Source organism: Sorangium sp. So ce1335 (genome assembly GCF_051521615.1).
In the GTDB taxonomy this organism is placed as follows: Bacteria; Myxococcota_A; Polyangia; order Polyangiales; family Polyangiaceae; genus Sorangium.
Genome location: NZ_CP150363.1, coordinates 8,547,709 through 8,566,185, shown reverse-complemented (window position 1 = coordinate 8,566,185; position 18,477 = coordinate 8,547,709). Strand labels below are relative to the sequence as shown.

The window sequence follows — 18,477 nt, the reverse complement described above, 5'->3', positions numbered from 1 at the left end:
GCCGGCGTCAGTTCGTCTTGCCCGGGGCGCGCCGGGCGTCCTGACCGGACGCGGCCGACTCGCCGCGACCCTTCGCCGGCGGCGAGGGCTCGGCGGCCCCGCCCTTCGGGCCCGCGTTCGCGGCGCCGTTCGCCGCGGCGCCCCCGGCGCGGGAGACGCCGTGCTTCGCGAGGACCATCTGCTCGATCTTCTCGAGCACCGCCGGGTGCTGCTCCAGGTAGGTGCGGGCGTTCTCGCGGCCCTGGCCGATGCGCTCGCCCTGGAACGAGAACCAGGAGCCGCTCTTCTCGATGATGCCGGCCTCGGTCGCGAGGTCGATGACGTCGCCGCTGTGGCTGATGCCCTGGCCGTAGAGGATGTCGAACTCCACCTCGCGGAAGGGCGGAGCCATCTTGTTCTTCACGACCTTCACGCGGGTCCGGTTGCCGACGACCGCCGGCTCCTTGCCGCCCGCGGCGGCCTCCTTGATGGCGCCGATGCGGCGGATGTCGAGCCGGACGGAGGCGTAGAACTTGAGGGCGTTGCCGCCGCTCGTCGTCTCGGGGCTGCCGAACATGACGCCGATCTTCATCCGGATCTGGTTGATGAACATCAGCAGGCACTGCGAGCGCGCGGTCGTCCCGGTCAGCTTGCGCAGCGCCTGGCTCATCAGCCGGGCCTGGAGGCCGACGTGGCTGTCGCCCATGTCGCCCTCGATCTCCGCCTTGGGGACGAGCGCGGCCACGGAGTCGACGACGATGATGTCGACAGCGTTCGAGCGGACGAGCATGTCGGCGATCTCGAGCGCCTGCTCACCGTAGTCGGGCTGGGAGATGAGCAGCTCCTCGGTCTTCACGCCGAGCTTCTTGGCGTAGTTCACGTCGAGGGCGTGCTCGGCGTCGATGAACGCGGCCGTCCCGCCCGCCCGCTGGATGGCGGCGATGGCGTGGAGGGTGAGGGTCGTCTTGCCGCTCGACTCCGGCCCGTAGATCTCGACGATGCGGCCGCGCGGGTAGCCGCCGATGCCGAGGGCGATGTCCAGGCCGAGCGAGCCGCTCGGCACGGCCGCGACCTCGTCGTGGAGCGACTGCCCGTCCTTGAGGCGCATGATCGCGCCCTTGCCGTACTCCTTCTCGACGCTGGCGATCGCGAGCTCAAGGGCGGCGGACTTCTGCTTCGTGTTCTTCTCGTCACTCATGCGTACCTCGGGGAGGGGGGCCGAAGGGGAGGGGAGACCGAAGGGGATCGCGGCGGCGGACCCCCGACGGGCGGGGCGACAGTTTCCGCCAGACCTTTACTGTCCGGTTGTTCAGGAAGCAAGACCCCCCCACCCCGGATAGGACCGACAACGTCCGCGCAGCGTGCGCAGGGCGCGCAGGATGCGAGGGGCGTTGCCGAGCGCGGTCGGCGCTCGCCGAGGCGACGGCGTCCCGGGCCGCGGGCTGGGGCGTGGGGGTCTCGCGTTCGCGCGGTCACGGCCGCGCGATCTGGATCGCGCGGCCAAGGATGCACGCGGAGCGCGCGCGGGCCAAGGCCGGAATCGGAAGATGCGGTGATGTCTCGGGCGGAGCCGCGATTTCCGCGCGCTTCCCGGCTGCCCTCGAGTCTCCCAACCCCGACAACAATCGTGATCGTGCCTCGGCGGGAACACTGGCGAATGCGCCACCTCTGGGCCACATCTCTCACGTGGGGGGCGGGGGGCGTCTTTTCCCAGGGTTTTCCCTGGGTCGGTACGAGCTCGTCCTGCGGGTGGCCGCAGGCGAGGTGGGGGAGGTCTGGGCTGCGCGGCTCAGGCGAGAGCACGGGTTTCAGAAGCTCTTTGCCATCAAGGTGCTTCTGCCCGAGCTCTCGCCCGACCCGGACGCGGTGCGGACGTTCCTCGACGAGGCCGCGCTGGCGGCGCGCATCAGGCACCCGAACGTGGTGCCCGTCGTCGACGTGGGCGAGAAGGACGGCACGCTTTACTACGTGATGGAGTGGGTGAGCGGAGAGCCCCTCTCGTCGGTGCTGCGCGCCGCGCGCGGGCGCCGGGCGCCGGTGCTCGCCGCGGCGCGGCTCGCCTACCAGATCTGCGCGGCGCTCGACGCCGCGCACGAGCTGCGGGACGAGCTCGGCAACCCGCACGAGCTCATCCACTACGACGTCTCGCCGGACAACGTCCTCATCACGTCGGAGGGGCTCGTACGGCTCGTCGAGTTCGGCATCGCCAGGTTCGAGGAAGAGCGCCTGTCCGAGCGCCGGCCCCGGATCCCGCGCGCCGTGGCCGCGGGCGGCGACGCGGGCGCGCTCCTGTTCCGGAGCAGCGCGCCGTACATGGCGCCGGAGCACATCCGCGGGCAGCCGTGCGACCGGCGCGCCGATCTGTTCGGGGTGGGGGTGCTTCTCTACGAGCTCCTGTCGGGCGCTCACCCCTTCCAGGCCGACGACAGCGAGAGCACGATGACCCACATCGCGAGCGAGCGGCCCGCCGCGCCGCTGTCGTCGCGCGCGACCCCGTCCCGGCGCGGGCTCGCGAACCGGCTGAGCGCGGCGCCGCCGCCCGAGCCGATCCCACCGGCGCTCGATCGGCTCGTCTCGGAGGCGCTCGCCAAATCGCCCACCGCGCGCACGGCGACGGCGGCGCAGCTCATGCGCGCGCTCGAGGAGGCGGTGCCGGGCGCCGCGCACCCGGGCAACGACGCGCTCGTCGCGGCCTGGATGGGGCAGGTCCTCGGGGGCGCGTCCCACCTCCGCACGCAGCAGCTCCGCGCGGCGCTCGAGTCGCTCGATCCCGGGAGCGACCCGGCCGAGGGCGCGGAGCTCCCGCCCTCGCCGCGCCGCTGGGGCCACGCGGCGTGGGCCATCGGGGCCGTCGTCCTCGGGTGCGCGCTCGCCGGGACCGTGGCGGTGGGGCACAGCTCCCTCCGGCGGGCCGCTGTCGCGGCCCCGGCCGGGCCACGCGCGGAGGGCGCCGCGGAGCGCGTCAGCGCTCCGCCGCGTCCTCCAGCAGCGGAGACCACGCCGCGCCCGCGATGAGCCAGAGCTGGTGCGACGTCCGCGTCACCGCGACGTGGAGCCGCCGGCGGGCCTCGTCGGTCATCGGGTAGGCCGCCGCGGTCGCGTCGGGCACGACGACGTAGTCGAACTCGAGCCCCTTCGCGCTGTCGACGTCGGTGACGTCGATGCCCGGCTCGAACGAGAACTCCCCCTCGAGCACGAGCCTCGCCTCGGGCAGGTCCGCGACGAGCGCGTGGAGCTGCCGCGCGGCGTCCTGGTCCCGGGCGATGACGGCCACCGAGGCGCGGGGCTCGCGGCCGGCGAGGTCGCGGAGCGCGCCGGCGAGGAACAGGTGCGCCTGCGCCTCGCTCGGGAAGCGGAACCTCCCGACGGGCGCGCCGTCCCGCGCCGCGCGCGCGGGCGCCTCGGGCGCGAGCTTGCCGAGCAGCCGCCGGGCGAGCTCGGTCACCGGCCGCGGGCACCGGTACGACACCGCGAGGCGGCAGGTCGCCGCGTCGCCCACGCCGAGCGTCGACAGCGCCGCGTCCCACCCGGCGAAGCTCGACGAGGTCTGCTGCGCCTCGTCGCCGGCGAGCGTCACGCCGCGCGCCTCGCCGAGGAGCTTGCCCAGCACATACAGCTCGAACAGCGAGAAGTCCTCGGCCTCGTCGAGCACGAGGTGCGACCACCCCGCCCCCTCGAGGCCGCGGCGCGCGGCGCGAAGGAACAGCAGGATCGGCAGGTCGTCGACGTCGAGCGTCCCGGCGAGCTCGTCCGGCGTCCCCTCGGCGATGGCGCGGCCGTCGATCGCCTGCTTCATCTCCGGCACGACGATCGAGGCGAGCTCCTTCTCGAGCGGCTCGGCGATCTGCAGCACGGTGTGGCGGACGGTCTCCTCGACGGCGCTCTGCGGCACGTCCCCGCCCGAGGCGGCGACGACGCCCTCGAGGAACCCTCGATCCGTGAAGACGTCGGCGAGCCGGCGGCGCAGCCGCGGGAGCGTCGTGCTCGCCGGCGCGAGCTTCGCGAAGCGGCGCCCGAGCGCGCGGTAGAGCGCCGGGTGGCGCTTGAGGCTCGAGACGAGCGCCGGCGGGTCGGCGCACAGGGCGATGGGCCGGCCGAAGACCTCGCGCGCGGTCGCGGCCGACCAGGCGTCGAGCGTCTTCACCTGGGCCTCGCCCGCGCCGAGCGGCGCGAGGAGGCGGCGCGACAGCCGCGCGAGCCCCTCCTCGGGGACGACGACGCTCATGGCCGAGAGAGGGGACCGCGCCGGGTCGAGCGCGGCGATCCGGGCGAGGCGGTGCAGCGCCACGGTCGTCTTGCCGCTCCCGGCGCTGCCGAGCACGAGCAGCGGCTGCTGCGCGGGCGCGCACACGGCGGCGTACTGCTCGGGGTCGAGCAGGGCGGTGACGTCCGCGGCGGTCGCCCGGTCCTGCGCCCCGGCGCCGACGCCGAGGCTCCCGGGGCGCGCGGCCGTCCCCGCGCCGCCCGGCTGCATGGCGAGCGACGCGCGCTCCTCCATCGCCCACCGGCCGTCGCCCCGCTGCGTCAGGACGAGGCCGTCGCCCACGATCCGGGTGAGGACGCCGCGCTCCACGACGACGATGCGGCGCGCCTTCACGACGCCCTCGGCCACGCGGCCCGGGAAGGTCTCCTCGTACTCGTCGCCCTCGCGGTACCGGTAGAAGATCTGCGCCACCGGCGCGACGCGCCAGTCGAGGATCCGCACGTCGGCCGACGGATCCAGGAACGTCGCGTGGCCGAGCAGGTAGTCCTTCGCCCCCTTGCCCTCGTCGACCCGGAGGTGGGCGAGGTACGGGCAGCGCGGGTCGGGCAGCGCCTCCCGGGGCTCCTGCTCGATGAGGCGCTGCCGCACGTTCATCTCGAGGAGCACCGCCGGCAGATCGTCCGCCGACGCCGCCGCCGCCTCGTCGCGGAGCTCCCGGAGCGCCGCGATCGACCTGAGCTCGCGCGGCGCGGCCGCGCGATGACCGCGCCGCCGCGCTCTGTCCAGCGCGGCGCGCACGCGCTCGAGGAGCACCTCCTCTTCCTCGAGGACGGCGCGCGCTTCGACCGGCAGATCAGACCTGCTCTCCAGCATGGTGGCCTCCGTGCGCCCCCGCGCGGGGGGCGAGCTCGCGTTGGATGAACGGTGCGTTCACTTTTGGGACGAAGCGAAGCTCATGCGAAGAAGCTCTTGAGCCCGGCGAGGTGGTACCTCGCGTAGCCGTCGACCGCCTCGCGGATGGCGGCCTCGTCGTCGAAGCGCGCGAGGGTGCTGACCATCGTCCCGACGAGGCTCCTGTAGATCTGGTCCAGGTTGAAGCGCGTCGCCTCGGTCACCTGGAGGCACGGGTCCAGGGCGCGGAAGTGCTCGATCGCCAGCTCGACGAGGCGCCCCGCTGTCTCGTCGGCGAACCGCGCGTACCTGGAGCCCCCGGCGCGCCCCAGGAGGATCACGACGCGCAGCCGGTTCTCGATGCAGAAGCGGAGGAGCTCCTCGGACGCGAGGTGGTACGCGGCCGTCGGCGGGAGCGTCCGGATGTCGTCGACGCCGTCGAGCGCCTTCACCCGGCGGCGGAGCAGGAGCGCGAAGGCGCGGACGAACCCGTCGTCGACGACCGCGTAGAAGAGCGCGTCCTTGTTCGCGTAGTAGCGGTAGATGTTGCCCGTCGAGACGCCGGCCGCCCGGGCGATCTCGGCCATCGTCGCGCTCTCGTACCCCTTCTGCGCGAACACCGTCAGCGCCGCGGCGGCGATGCTCTGCTGCACGTCGTCCTTGAGAACCTGCGCCATGGCGAATAGTGAACGGTTCGTTCACTTATAGCCTGGCGCGCCGCCCCGTCAAGCGAGCGGCCCCCTCCGCGGGGGCGGCCGCCTCTTGTGGCGTCAGGGCTCGACGCGGCCTTCGAGGATCGCGCGCGGGCCGTCGGTCAGCAGGAACGTCGCTTCCTCGTCGCCGACCATGGCGAAGAGGGCCTCGATGCCCTCGCGCACGTCGGCGACGTCGCCGGGGGCGTGGGCGTCGCTGCAGGCGGCGTAGTAGTACCCTTCCTCGAGGAGCCGCTCGGCGACCCGGCGGGGGGTGCGCCCGTACTTGCCGGTGAGCGCCGCGACGTCGAGGAGGAGCACGGCGCCGGCGTCGAGCAGCGGATCCAGCGGGGCGCTGTCGCCGAAGACGGGCTCGTAGCGCTCGGGGTGGGCGATGACGGGGCGGAGCTTGCGGCGGGTGAGGTCGAAGATCCGGTCCGCGACCCGGACGGGGAAGCTCCGGGTCGGGAACTCGACGAGGGCGGCGCGGCCGCCGGGGTAGGGGAGGGCGCTGCCGTCGAGGAGGCGCTGGAAGACGATGTCGTCGAAGAAATGCTCCGACGAGAGGTCGAGCGCGGGCAGGTCGGGCGCGCTGTCGGCGCAGCGCAGGGCGGCGCAGGTGGCGTCGTAGGCGGCGCGGAGGCGCTGCCGGGTGTTGTCGAACATGCCGGGGCGCATGTGCGGCGTGGCCACCACGGTGTCGAACCCGGCCTCGCGCAGCGCGGTGAGCAGGGCGAAGCTCTCCTCGACGGTGCGGGCGCCGTCGTCGATGCCGGCGACCCAGTGGCAGTGGAGATCGATGAAGCCGCGCATCGCGACCGAACTTAGCAAAGTTGGCCGCCTCCGTGCGCTACGACCATGCTTCGCGGCGAGGAGGTGTTCGTGTCGTTGTCGTTATCGAACCAGCAGCTTGTGCCTCAGCGCGGGTCGGATGACTGCGCGGGCGGCCAGCGCGGCGCGCCCTCGGCCGAGGGCGCTGTCGCGACCGAGGGGGGGGCGCCCGACGAGACCAGGGAGGAGGGGCCCCCCACCTCCGAGCGGCGCCGCCGCCGCAGCGACGATCCGATCACCGCGCTGCATTATCAGCTCTCGACGACCCGCTCCGAGGCGAACCTCGACGTCGTGGTCCTCGTGGACGACAGCGGCTGCCTCGTCGCGGGGGCGGGCGCCTGGCCGGCGTGCGAGGAGCTCGCGGCCTACGCCCCGCTCCTCGCCAACCCGGACGCGGTCCAGAACGCGGCGGTCGGCTCGCGCATCGCGGCGCTCACCGCGGAGGTCGAGGTCCAGAGCCTCTCCGTGGCCGGCGGCGAGGTGCTGCTCTGCGGCCGCGGCGGCACGGCGGCGCGCGGCGCCTCGATCGCCCGCGCGGCCGCGGGCTGCCTGCGCATCCTCCGCGCCGCGGCGTGAGCGCCCGCGACGAGCGCTCGGGCTGCGCCGCAGCGTGAGCGCTCGCGCCCCCCCGGTTCGTGCTACAAGGGGCCGCGACCTCAGGTCGCGCGCCATGCCCGGCCCGCCCGCACCCCCTCGCAACCCCTCGCTCGCCGTCCCCACGTCCCTCCGGTCAGACGACGCCGGCCTGGCCCCGCTGCTCGCCGCCCGCCGCGTGATCCTCTGCGTCGGCTGCGGCGGCGTCGGCAAGACGACGACGACCGCGGCGCTCGGCCTCGCCGCGGCCCGCCGCGGCAAGCGCGTCCTCTGCCTGACGATCGACCCGGCGCGCCGCCTCTCCCAGAGCCTCGGGATCGAGGAGATGAAGACCGAGGCCCAGACGATCGAGCCCGCCCGGTTCGAGAAAGCCGGGCTCGACGTGCCCGGCTCGATGACGGTCATGATGCTCGACACGAAGTCGACGTTCGACAGCCTCGTCGCGTCGCTCGCCCCCTCGCCCGAGCAGCGCGACCGGATCCTGAACAACGTCCTCTACAAGTACATCTCCACGTCGCTCGCGGGCACGCAGGAGTACATGGCGATGGAGAAGCTCTACGCCGTGCGGAACGACCCGAGCTACGACCTCGTCCTGCTCGACACGCCGCCCACGGCGAACGCGCTGGATTTCCTCGACGCGCCGGAGCGGCTCGTCGGCGCCATCGACAGCGCGGCGACGCGCTGGTTCGTGCAGGCGTTCCAGAGCTCGGGCAGGCTGTCGCTCAACCTGCTGGCGCGCTCGACCGCCGCGGTGCTGCGGGGGATCGGCAAGCTGACCGGCAGCGGCTTCCTCGAGCAGATCGCGGCGTTCATCAGCGAGATGAACGCCGTCTTCGGCGGCTGGAAGCAGCGGGCGGACGCGGTGGCCTCGGCGCTGCGCGGCCCCGACGTGGCCTACGTGCTGGTCACGACGCCCGATCCGCTGTGCGTGCGCGAGGTGCTCTTCTTCGCCGACCGCCTGCGCGAGCAGGAGATGCGGCGCGACGCGTTCGTCGTGAACCGCGTCCACCCGGTGTACGGCGCGCTGCCGAGCGCCGCCGAGGTCGCGGCCGCGCTCGACGGCGGCAGCCTGGCGCTCGCCCCCGACGCCGCGGCGCGCCTGCTGCAGGCCGCGGCGGATGAGAGCCGCATGGGCAAGCTCGATCACCTGAACCTGATCGCCCTCGAGGCGGCGCTCGAGGACGAGCAGAGCGGCGGCAGCGTCCGCGTCGACGTCCCGGCCTTCCCGTACGACATCTACGACGTCGCCGGCCTGGCGAGGATCGCCGACGTGCTCGCGCCGCTGCCCGGGGCGGCGTGAAGGGCAGCGCGGCGCCCGGCCGGGATCAGCCCCGGAACGGGCCGCGCACCTCGAAGGTCATCCCGATCCCGATCCCGTCCACCCCGCGCTGCGAGCTGAAGTAGAGCCGGTCGCCGGCAGGGCTGAACGCCGGGCCGGTGATCTCGGAGCCGGCGTGCCCCTCGACCTGCAGGAACGGGGCGACGACGCGGTCCGGCGTGATGACGCACATCTGCATGTCGTCGCCGTCCTCGGCCACGAAGAGGTCGCCGGAGCGCGAGACGACGAGGTTGTCGACGCCGCGCAGCGGGGACGAGGGGTAGAGCTCCGCGGCGTAGATGCACTCCAGGCTGGAGCTCGCCGGCGTGTAGGCCCAGACCCGGTTGTCCCCCTTCGTGGTGAAGTACACGACTCCATCGTCGTACCAGCAGCCCTCGCCGCCGTTGAAGGCCGTGGTCCGCCCTGACGTGAGGGGGTTCAAGGCCGCCGGGATCCACGTCTCGACGCGGACCCAGCCCACCGTGCCGCGCAGGCCGTCCGCGCTCCAGGAGACGCGCGCCGCCTCGAGGCGCCCGCCGGCGAGCGACGGATAGCGGTCCGGGGTGAAGCGGTAGAACCTGCCGTTCGAGCGATCCTCGGTCAGGTACAGGCGCCGCCCGGAGGGATCCACGGCGACGGCCTCGTGCGCGAACGTCCCGAGGTCGGAGCGCCGCGCCGCCTCTCGGCCGTCGAGGTAGCACTCGAACACGTTGCCCCCGTCCCATTCCTCGCACGAGAGCCACGTCCCCCAGGGCGTCGGGCCGCCCGCGCAGTTCGAGGTCGTGCCGCTCAGGATCGTGCGCGCGCCGGTCACGCGCCCGGCGGCGTCGAACCGCACCATGGCCGCGCCGCCGATCAGGGGCACCTCGCTGTTCGAGGTGTAGGCCCAGCCGCCGTCGTCGAGCGGAAAGCAGGCGCCGCCGTCCGGGGCTACATGCCAGAGGTGCGAGGTCCCGGCGACCGGGAGCCCCGTCACCGCGATGACACGCGAGGTGAAGCCCGCCGGCAGGCGAAGCCCGTTCGCGTCGGGCGTGGCGGCGATGGGGCCGTAGGGGCTCGTCCCAGGACGGGCGGGCGCGGCAAAGGCGTGCCGCCAGAACCGCGAGCCGAGGGCAAAGGCCGCGGTGGCGGCCGAGGTGCGCAGCAGATCACGACGCTTCATGCGCGCGATGCTCGGCGTTGCCTGTGGGCGTCGCGTCACGCCTCGCCGTCACTTTGATGACAGAGCGCGCGGACGAGCACGGCGGAGCGCGCAGGCCGGGATGGCGGAGCGCGCGATCGAACGCGGCGGAGCGCGCGTCGGCGTGGCGGCGCGCGCGCTGGCGGCGGCGGCCGGGCCTACCCCCGCCGCCTCCGCTCCTTGTATTTCACCCGGACCGGCACGCCGTCGAGGCCGAACGCCTGCCGGAGCTGGTTCGCCACGTAGCGCCTGTAGCTGAAGTGGAGCTTCTCGGGATCGCTCGCCACGACGACGAACAGCGGCGGCGAGGTCTCGGCCTGCGTGACGAAGAACAGGCGGGGCGCGCGCCCGCCGTGCGTGGGCGGCGGGTGCGTGAGGAGGATCTGCTCGAAGAAGCGGTTCAGCTCCCCGGTGGGCACGCGCTTCCGGTAGGCGTCGGCCACCTGGCCCACGGTCTCGAGGAGCTTCGCCACGCCGCGCCCGCTGCGCGCGCTCACCTGCACGATGGGCGCCCACGGCACGAACGAGAGCTTGTCGCGGGCGTCCTCCTCCGCCTTGGCGAGCGCCTTGCGGTCGAGGAGATCGATCTTGTTGAGGCCGATCACGATGCCGCAGCCCCTATCGACCGCCAGCCCGAGGATCTTCGCGTCCTGCTCGGCCACGCCCTCGTCCGCGTCGCAGAGCAGGAGCACGACCTCGGCCCGCTCCATGGCGCGGATCGCGTGGATCACGCTGACCGCCTCGACGGCGCTGTCCTCCTTCGTCACCTTCGCCTTGCGGCGGATGCCGGCCGTGTCGATGAGCAAGAACCGCTTGCCGTCGCGCTCGACGAGCGTGTCGATGGGATCGCGCGTCGTGCCCGGCTGCGCGTCGACGAGCATGCGCTCCTCGCCCGAGATGCGGTTGACGATCGAGGACTTCCCCGCGTTCGGCCGCCCGACGATGGCGATGCGGAGCGCGCCCTCGGCCGACACCTCGGGCGCCGCGGGCTCGGCGGGCAGCGCGGCCTCGATGGCCATCTCCAGGTCGGAGATGCCGCGGCCGTGCAGCGCGCTGATCGGGATGAGCCGATCCATCCCGAGGCGGTACAGCTCCGCCGCCTCGGCCTCCGCGCGCGGCGAGTCCGCCTTGTTCGCGACGTAGATCACGGGCTTGCCGGCGCGGCGCAGGAGGCCGAGCTCGGCGTGCTCGGAGGGCGTCACCGGCGTCACGGCGTCGAGCACGCACACGATGACGTCGGCCTCGGCGATCGCGAGATCGATCTGCCGCTTGATCCCCTGTCGCATGGGGTCGTCGCTCTCGGGGTCGAACCCGCCGGTGTCGACGAGCGTGAACCGCCGCCCGCGCGAGGTGACGTCGCCGTAGTGGCGGTCGCGCGTCACCCCGGGCTCGTCGTGCACGATCGCGATGCGCTTGCCGACCAGCCGGTTGAACAGCGTGCTCTTGCCGGTGTTGGGCCGCCCGACGAGCGCCACGATCCCGGCCGAGGGGATCGGCGCAGGCGCGTCGGCCGCGGCCTCCTCGGCCGCCGCGAGCGCCTCCTCGGCGAGCTCGGCCGCGAGCGCGTCCCTGTCCTCCGCCGGGTCGAGGTCGCGCTGCTCCGCGGAGGCGCGCGGCCTGCCGGGGCCCGATGCGCCGCGTCTCGTGGAACCGGCAGGCGTCTTCGCCGACGCGGCAGGAGCCTTCGCCGACGCGGCAGGCGTCTTCGCCGACGCGGCAGGAGCCTTCGCCGACGCGGCAGGAGCCTTCGCCGACGCGGCAGGCGCCTTCGCCGACGCGGCAGGCGCCTTGCGGGCCGCCGCAGGGGCCCTGGCCGGCGCAGCAGGGGCCTTGCCGCGTCCGCCGGCGCTCCTCCCGGGGGCGCCGCCGCTCTTCTCGGCGGCCGCTGCGCCCGTCCTCGAGGCGCCGGCGCTCTTTCTGGCACCGGCGCCGCCCCGCTTCTCGGGGGCGTCGCCCTTCTTCGCCGTCCTGCCGCCTCCGGCGGCGCTCTGGCCGCGCTTGGCCACCCTGGAAACAGCCGGTTTCGCCGCGCTCACGAGGCCTCTCCCTTGTTGTAGCCGAGCTCTTCCAGCCGCTGCAGCGACTCGCGCCACTCGGGCGTCACCCGTACCCAGAGCTTGAGGTTCACCTGCCGTCCGACAAGCTCCTCGATGCGCAGCCGGGCCTCCGTGCCGATGCGCTTGAGCTGCTCCGCGCCGGCGCCGATGAGGATCTTCTTCTGCCCCGGTCGCTCCACGTGGATCGTCGCGTCGATGTGGAGCGCGCCGTCGCCGGTCGGCTCGACGTAGCGCTCGATCTGCACGGCGCTCGCGTGCGGCACCTCGGCCTTCGTCGCGCGGAGGATCTGCTCGCGGACGTACTCGGCGGCGAAGAAGCGCGTCGGCCTGTCGGTGAGCTCGTCGGGCGCGAAGCTCCAGGCCTGCTCGGGGCAGAGCTTCGCCACCTCGTCGAGCACGCGCTGGACGCCGTCCTCGCGTAGCGCCGAGATGGGGACGATCGCCGCGAAATCCCGGAGCTTGGCGAACGCGTCGAGCAGCGGCAAAAGCAGCGCCTTGTCGCGCACCCGGTCGACCTTGTTGAGCACGAACACCACCGGCGCCTCGCTCCCGAGATCGGCGAGCAGCGTCAGGTCGCCCGGGTGCGGCGCGATGGGCGGGCCCTCCTCGTCTTCCTTCACGCGCCGCGGGAGGCGCGCCGGATCCGGCGCTTCCGTGACGAACACGATCACGTCGGCGCTCCGCGCCGCCTCGCGCGCCGCCTGGTTCATGACGCGCCCGAGCTCCGTGCGCGGCCGGTGCAGCCCCGGCGTGTCGAGCAGCGCGATCTCCGCCGCGCCGTGGTGCACGACCCCGAGGATCGCGTCGCGCGTCGTCTGCGGCGTCGGCGAGACGATCGCGAGCGGATGGCCGAGCGCCGCGTTGAGCAGCGTCGACTTGCCCACGTTGGGCCGCCCGACGAGGGCCACGCGCCCGGAGCGTCGCGGCGAGGAGGCGTCGGCCTGCTCCGTCGGCCTCGGGCCGTCGCCCTTCCTCCGCTGCTGCTGCGCGCCGCTGCGCGCGCCCGCCGTCCGCTCCGTGGGGGGGCGCCCCTTCGCGCCGCCACCCGGGCGCGAGCCGCGCCCGGACGGGCCGCGGGGGGCGTCCGGTGAGCGCGCCCCGGAGCGCCGCTCCTGAGCGGTCCGCTCCACGCCGCCCTGCTCTGCGCTGGCCCGCCCCGCGCCGCCCCGCCCGGCCGTCTCTTTCGCGCCGGCCCGCTTGCCGGCGCGCTCCACGCCGCCCTGCTTGCCAGCGCGCTCCACGCCGCCCTGCTTGCCAGCGCGCTCCACGCCGCCCTGCTTGCCAGCGCGCTCCGCGCCGTCCCGTTGCGCGCCGCCCTGCCTGCCGGCGCGCCGCGGCCCATCGTCCGCGCGCGCCTCGCTGTCGCGTCGGGGCCCGCGCGCCGGCGGCTTCGCCGCAGCGCCACCCCGGGGCTCCTGGCCAGCGGGCGCGCCCCGGCGGCCGCCGGGGCCACCGCTGCTGGCGGGACGGGGGCCGGCGGCGGCCACGGAGGGCTTCGGCGCCTGCGGGCGCGCTTTCGCGCCCGGGGGCGCGCTCTTGAGACGGCCTTTCACCACGCCGCGCGCGATAGCAGACGCCAAGGGGGGCTACAAACCCTTCCCTCCGATCCGTGGTCAAGCGCGCGCGAAGGCGGTAAGGGGTTGCCTCGCATGTCGAGCGTCCACCGAGGGGACCCACACAGCGGCGCCCCGCCCGCCGTCCCCGAGCCGCACGAGCGCGGAGCTCCGCCCCGCGCCGGGGCGCCATCCAGCGACGGGCGCCCGGCCGAGACCGCCGGGGCTGCCGCTCGCCCCGCCGGCGCGGCGAACGGCAGCCCCGGCGGCGGCCCTGCGCGGCTCGTGGCCCTCGCGCTCGCGGCCCTCGCGCTGCTGCCCCTGCTCGGCAAGAGCGGCATCTGGGACCCGTACGAGCTCGACCGCGCCGACCTCGCCCGCCGCATCGCCATCCACGCCTTCGGCGCGCGCGGCCTCGATCTCGCGGGGGCCGCCGGGCAGATGCCGACCTTGACCGACCTCGGGATGGGCGAGCTCGGGTTCACCTCGATGGCGCTCGGCTTCCGGCTGTTCGGCCTCCACGACTGGGCCGGGCGCCTCCCGCTCGCGCTCTGGGGGCTCGCCGGCGCGCTCGTCCTCCACGAGTTCCTCGCGCGCCTCGTCGACCGAAAGGCCGGCCTGTACGGCGTCGCGATCCTCGTGACGATGCCGCTCTACGCGATGCAGTCCCGCACCATGCTCGGCGACATCGTCACCATGGCCGCGCTCACGATGGCGTTCTGCGGGCTGACCGGCGCGCTGCTCGAGGGCGCGCGGCCCGCGCCGCGGGCCCCGCAGCAGGCCGCCGTGATTGCGCCCGCCGCGTGGCTCGCTGTCGGGATCCTCGGCCTCGTCGCCGGGTACCTCAGCCGCGGCCTGCTGATCGGGGTCGCCGTCCCCGCGCTCGGCGCCGGCCTCACGTGGCTCGTGCTCCGCACGTCCGGCGCGTGGTCCGCGCCGGACGGCCCGCGGGCCACGCTGGGTGATGTCGTGGGAGGCGCCGCGCTGCTGCTCGGCGTCGCCGCGGCCGCGAAGGGCGTCGTCGTGCTCGCGAGCACGAGCGCCGGCGAGCCGCTCCCGCGCGCCCTCGGCGTGGCGCTCCTCAGGAAGCCGCCGGTCGAGTCCACGTTCGATCTCACGCTGCGCCAGCTCGGACACGCCCTCTTCCCGTGGAGCGCGTTCCTCCCGTTCGCCATCGGCCGGATCTTCCGCGCCCCTGCCGCGGCGGCCATGGCCGCCGCGCCCGGCCTCGGCGCCGAGGCCGGCGTCCGGATCGCGCTCGTCGTCACGTCGGCGCTCGCCTACGGCGCCTTCGCGCTGCTCGCGCCGCACGCCGGGGCGCTCCCGTTCAGCGCCCCCGCGCTCCTCGCCGCGATCGCCGCGCTCGCCGTCCGCGATCTCGAGCGCGGCGCTCCCCCTTCCCGGGCGCTCGCCGTCGGCTGCTCTGTGCTCGCCTTCGTCCTCTACAGGGATCTCGTCCTCTCGCCCGACAGGGCCCTCAGCGTCTTCTCCGTCGACAAGCCCGTCTTCCCGAAGAGCTTCGAGGACGAGGCGGCCTCGGCGATGCGCCTCGTCCTGCTCGCGTTCGCCGGCCTCGTGGCCCTCACCTGGTTCGAGGAGCAACCCCGCGCCCTCGATCGCGGCCCCCGGGCGTGGGCGCGGCGCCTCGCCGACCAGGTCCAGGCCGCCGCCGCGGAGCTCTCCCGCATCTGGAACGGCAACCTGCTCTTCCTGCTGATCGTGCTCGAGGCGGCGCTCGTCGGCGTCGGCGCGATGCTCTTCGTCGGCAAGCGCATCGGGTGGGGGACCGTCGCGAGGATGCCGAACCACCTCGCCGCGTACGGGATGAACGCCTGGTGGGCGCTGCCGCTGCTCCTCACGGTGGGCCCGGTGGCGCTCATCGCGGTCCGCGACGCCTTCCGCTTCGCCGTCGCGCGCGCCTCGGCCCCGCGCGCCCTCGGCACGCCGCTCGCCGGCCTCATCGCCGGCTTCCTCCTGAGCTTCTGGTACTACCCGGCGCTCGCGGCCCAGCTCTCGCCGAAGGAGGTCTTCGAGTCCTACGAGGCGCTGCGCAGGCCCGGCGAGCCGCTCGCGACCCTCGGCGTCCGGAGCCGCGCCGCGGCCTATTACCAGGGCGGCGAGATCGCCTCGTTCAGCGATGCCCAGCAGGCGTTCGCCTGGCTCACCGCCCCCGCTCCGGGGAGCTCCACGGACGGCGCCCCCGCGCCCGCCGCGCGCCGCTGGCTCGTCGTGAAGTCCGACGAGCTACCCAGGCTGAACAGCCTCTTCCGCGAGCACCACAGGCGCAACCTGCCGGTGCTCGACGGGCGATCGAGCCAGATCGTCCTGGCGTCGAACGAGCTCGGCGGAAGGCCCAACGAGAGCTGGCTCGGCCGCGTCGTGCTCGACGAGCCCGCCGCGCCCGCCAACCCGGTCGAGGCGATGTTCGAGGACGAGCTCGAGGTGCTCGGCTGGGAGCTGACCGACGACGAGGGCCGGAGGGTCCCGAGCGTGGTCCCCCAGAAGACCTACCGCCTGCGGACCTACTTCCGCGTCCACCGGCCGATCGCCGGCAACTGGAAGATGTTCGTTCACATCGACGGCTTTCAGCGCCGCTACAACGGCGATCATCCCGTGATCGAGGGGCGCTACCCGATGAGCCTGTGGCAGCCGGGCGACGTGGTCGTGGACGACCACGAGCTCCAGCTCGAGCCCAACTTCACCCCGGGCGACTACACGCTCTACTTCGGCTTCTTTGCCGGCGAGACGCGCTTCGAGGTGACGCGCGGGCCCGAGCACGAGGACCGCGTCCGCGGCGGAGTCATCCGCGTGCGGTGAGCCGGCGTTGTGGGGTTCCCGACGCCCGCCGCATCCCGCGGCTTCCGCTGCGCTCCGACGCGGCGAGCGCAATCGCCGGCGTCGAGGCTGGCGTCGAGGACGCCCGACGTGCGCGCCCCGGCGTCGAGCGCCCTCGACGCGCGTGCCGAAAGCGGCTAGTCGCAGAAACATGACCGGGGGCCGTGGTGATTCCAACCATCCGCCCGAGGCGCCTGGCGGTTCATCGGGCTCCCGCGCGCAGGCAAGCGCCTACGGTGACGCAAGTCACCCCGGCGAGGAGGTCGAGCGCGAGGGCCCTGCCCCGGACTCGCTCGACCGCCGCTCGTCCGAGCGCCTCGACGTCACGTGGCACGTGGACTGCGAGACCGACGACACGTTCCTGTACGCGTCGATCACGAACATCTCGGAGATGGGCATCTTCGTCCGCACGACGCAGCCGCTCTCGATCGGCACGCGGCTGACGCTCCGCTTCTCGCCGCCGGGGTCCGACGGCTCGTACGTGCTCGAGGGGACGGTGCAGTGGGTCAACGAGGTGCGCCCGCTCCACGACAACCCGAACCCGGGCATGGGGATCCGCTTCGTCGAGCTCACGCCGGACGATCGCGAGCGCATCGTCGACACGATCAGGACGATCGCCTACATCCGCGACGCGCCGGTGACCTCGAACTGACGCCGGCGCGGCGCCCGCGCGCGGTCAGCGGGACATCGTGGCCGGGGGCTCGGCCTCGGACGGCCGCGCGGCGCCCTTGGCCGGAGGCGCGGCGGGCGCCGCCATCGGCGCGGCGGGCTGCGCCGCCGCGGTGGCCGCCGGGGCCGCGTTCTGCTGCAGCTTCGCGCGCCCGGCGGGCGCCTCGAGGCCCGCGAGCATCTGCCCGGCGCGATCGCCGTAGCCCTTCGTCGAGCGGAGCGTGAGCAGCAACTCGCGCGCCTTCTCGGTGTTCCCGGCCGCCTGGTAGCACCTGGCCGCGTCCCACATCGCCGCGTGCGCGGCCGGCGTGCCCGGGTACTGCGCGCCGACCTCGTCGAGCTTGCCGAGGGCGGCCGCGCAGCCCGACCTGCGCTGCAGCGCCTGCGCGTCCCGGAGCGCGACGCTCGCGCTGTCCTCGGCGGCCCCGCGCGCGCTCTTCTCCTTCGTCGCCTCCGACGCCCTGGCGGGCTCGCTCGTCTTGGCCTCGGCCAGGCGTCGGCCGTCGCCCTCCTCCACCGCGGCGGGCGCCGCGGCGGGCGCGGCGACGCTGGGCGGCTCGCGCTGCTCCGACGCAGGCTGGCCCCACTCGGTGACCCGCACGGGCGCCACGCCCGTCTTCGGCCGCAGCAGCAGCAGGCTCGATCCGATGACGAGCACGAAGAGCGCCGCCATCGCGAGCTGCGGCCGCATCGCGTGGCTGCCAGCCCAGGCGAGCGCGCGGAGCGCCTTGCGCCGGAACGGCGTCTTCTTCTGCGCGACCTCGACCGCCTCGAGGATGCGCGCCTCGAGCTCCACGCTCGGCTCCTCCAGCGGCAGCGTGCCGACGTCGCGGGCCGCGCGCAGCCCCGAGAACGCCGAGGCGCACCGGGCGCAGCCCTCCATGTGCCGCTTCATGGCCGCGTACGTCAGCTCGTCGAGCTCGTCGTAGAGCGCGTCCATCACGTGCTGATCGAACTTCTCGCAGTCCATAGGCAGCTCTTCCGGGGCGCTAGCGCAGCGCCCTCGCGTAATCCTCGTACTCCGAGAGGGCCTCCTGGAGCCGCTCCAGGGCGTAGCGCATGCGGCTCTTCACCGTGTTCTCGGGCACCCCCACGATCTGGGCGATGTCCTTGAAGGGCACGCGCCCGATCTCCCGGAGGAGGAAGACCTCCCGCTGTTCGTGCGGGAGCCCCTCCACGGCGCGCACGATGAGCTGCCCCATCTCGGTGCCGATCGCGACCCGGTCCACCGAGGCCTGGGGCGCCGGGTCCGCCGTCCGCTCGCCGAGCGTGGGCCCGTCGCCGTCGCCCGAGCCCTGGTCGAGCGACGGGTGGCGCCGGAGCGCCATCTTGCGCAGGTGATCGATGCAGACGTTGCGCGCGATCGCGTACGCCCAGGTGGTGAACCTGGCCTCGTGCTTGAAGTCGGAGGCGCTCTGCACGATCTTCACGAACACATCCTGAACCAGATCCTCGGCCACGGCAGGCCCGCGGACCTGCCGCAGGATGAAGTTGTAGATGGCCGTCTTGTGCCGCCGGACGAGCCCGGCAAACGCGGCGCGGTCCCCGCCCTGAAAGCGCATCATCAGCGCTTCGTCCGTGACCTCCTCTCGAGAAATCGGGACCATCCTAGCTCCCGGAGCGGCCGAGCCTCTGCGGCGCTCCTTCGGCGGCCCGAGCGGCGGGGTGTTCCTG

14 protein-coding genes are annotated in these 18,477 nt (G+C 74.2%); 5 read left to right on the top strand and 9 right to left on the bottom strand.

What is annotated here, in order from left to right:
• Positions 1–7: 7 nt before the first annotated feature.
• Positions 8–1,177, bottom strand: a complete 1,170-nt coding sequence (gene recA / locus WMF24_RS31620; protein WP_437731142.1) for a recombinase RecA — start codon at positions 1,175–1,177, stop codon at positions 8–10.
• 551 nt (positions 1,178–1,728) lie between these two features.
• Here recA and WMF24_RS31615 point away from each other — a divergent pair.
• Entirely contained in the window at positions 1,729–2,994 is a 1,266-nt protein-coding gene (locus tag WMF24_RS31615) for a serine/threonine-protein kinase (protein WP_437731141.1), read from the top strand.
• On the opposite strand, the gene WMF24_RS31610 is transcribed toward WMF24_RS31615, so the two are convergent.
• The 3 genes from WMF24_RS31610 to WMF24_RS31600 all read right to left on the bottom strand — a co-directional run bounded on the left by WMF24_RS31610 (position 2,942) and on the right by WMF24_RS31600 (position 6,579).
• Positions 2,942–5,056, bottom strand: a complete 2,115-nt coding sequence (locus tag WMF24_RS31610; RefSeq protein WP_437731140.1) for an ATP-binding domain-containing protein — start codon at positions 5,054–5,056, stop codon at positions 2,942–2,944. The genes WMF24_RS31615 and WMF24_RS31610 overlap by 53 nt on opposite strands.
• 80 nt (positions 5,057–5,136) lie before the next feature.
• Positions 5,137–5,751 carry a TetR/AcrR family transcriptional regulator gene (locus WMF24_RS31605; protein WP_437731139.1) on the bottom strand — a complete coding sequence of 205 codons (615 nt, stop codon included), beginning with the start codon at positions 5,749–5,751 and terminating at the stop codon, positions 5,137–5,139.
• Positions 5,752–5,844: 93 nt separating this feature from the next.
• On the bottom strand, positions 5,845–6,579 hold the full coding sequence (locus WMF24_RS31600; RefSeq protein WP_437731138.1) for a tyrosine-protein phosphatase: 735 nt from the start codon (positions 6,577–6,579) through the stop codon (positions 5,845–5,847).
• Between the two features lie 69 nt (positions 6,580–6,648).
• On the opposite strand from WMF24_RS31600, the gene WMF24_RS31595 reads away from it, so the two are divergent.
• Together WMF24_RS31595 and WMF24_RS31590 are read left to right on the top strand one after the other, a co-directional pair.
• On the top strand, positions 6,649–7,173 hold the full coding sequence (locus tag WMF24_RS31595) for a hypothetical protein (protein WP_437731137.1): 525 nt from the start codon (positions 6,649–6,651) through the stop codon (positions 7,171–7,173).
• A 94-nt stretch (positions 7,174–7,267) separates the two neighbouring features.
• Positions 7,268–8,491, top strand: coding sequence for an ArsA family ATPase (locus tag WMF24_RS31590; RefSeq protein ID WP_437731136.1), 1,224 nt, complete (start codon positions 7,268–7,270; stop codon positions 8,489–8,491).
• A 25-nt stretch (positions 8,492–8,516) separates the two neighbouring features.
• Here WMF24_RS31590 and WMF24_RS31585 read toward each other — a convergent pair whose 3' ends face one another.
• The 3 genes from WMF24_RS31585 to era form a co-directional block, all read right to left on the bottom strand.
• Complete coding sequence (locus tag WMF24_RS31585; protein WP_437731135.1) at positions 8,517–9,671, bottom strand: alkaline phosphatase PhoX; 1,155 nt, start codon at positions 9,669–9,671, stop codon at positions 8,517–8,519.
• A gap of 176 nt (positions 9,672–9,847) precedes the next feature.
• A complete protein-coding gene (der, locus tag WMF24_RS31580) occupies positions 9,848–11,725 on the bottom strand; it encodes a ribosome biogenesis GTPase Der (protein ID WP_437731134.1) in 1,878 nt (625 codons plus the stop codon).
• Positions 11,722–13,014 carry a GTPase Era gene (era, locus tag WMF24_RS31575; protein WP_437731133.1) on the bottom strand — a complete coding sequence of 431 codons (1,293 nt, stop codon included), beginning with the start codon at positions 13,012–13,014 and terminating at the stop codon, positions 11,722–11,724. The genes der and era overlap by 4 nt, the downstream gene beginning before the upstream one ends.
• Before the next feature lie 381 nt (positions 13,015–13,395).
• Here era and WMF24_RS31570 point away from each other — a divergent pair, with 381 nt between their 5' ends.
• Entirely contained in the window at positions 13,396–16,116 is a 2,721-nt protein-coding gene (locus WMF24_RS31570; protein WP_437731132.1) for a glycosyltransferase family 39 protein, read from the top strand.
• A gap of 169 nt (positions 16,117–16,285) precedes the next feature.
• On the top strand, positions 16,286–16,786 hold the full coding sequence (locus WMF24_RS31565; protein ID WP_437731131.1) for a TIGR02266 family protein: 501 nt from the start codon (positions 16,286–16,288) through the stop codon (positions 16,784–16,786).
• Between the two features lie 24 nt (positions 16,787–16,810).
• Here WMF24_RS31565 and WMF24_RS31560 read toward each other — a convergent pair whose 3' ends face one another.
• Both WMF24_RS31560 and WMF24_RS31555 read right to left on the bottom strand, forming a co-directional pair.
• Complete coding sequence (locus tag WMF24_RS31560) at positions 16,811–17,773, bottom strand: zf-HC2 domain-containing protein (RefSeq protein ID WP_437731130.1); 963 nt, start codon at positions 17,771–17,773, stop codon at positions 16,811–16,813.
• Positions 17,774–17,792: 19 nt separating this feature from the next.
• Positions 17,793–18,410: an RNA polymerase sigma factor gene (locus WMF24_RS31555; protein WP_437731129.1), complete on the bottom strand. Its 618-nt coding sequence runs from the start codon at positions 18,408–18,410 to the stop codon at positions 17,793–17,795.
• Positions 18,411–18,477 lie beyond the last annotated feature (67 nt).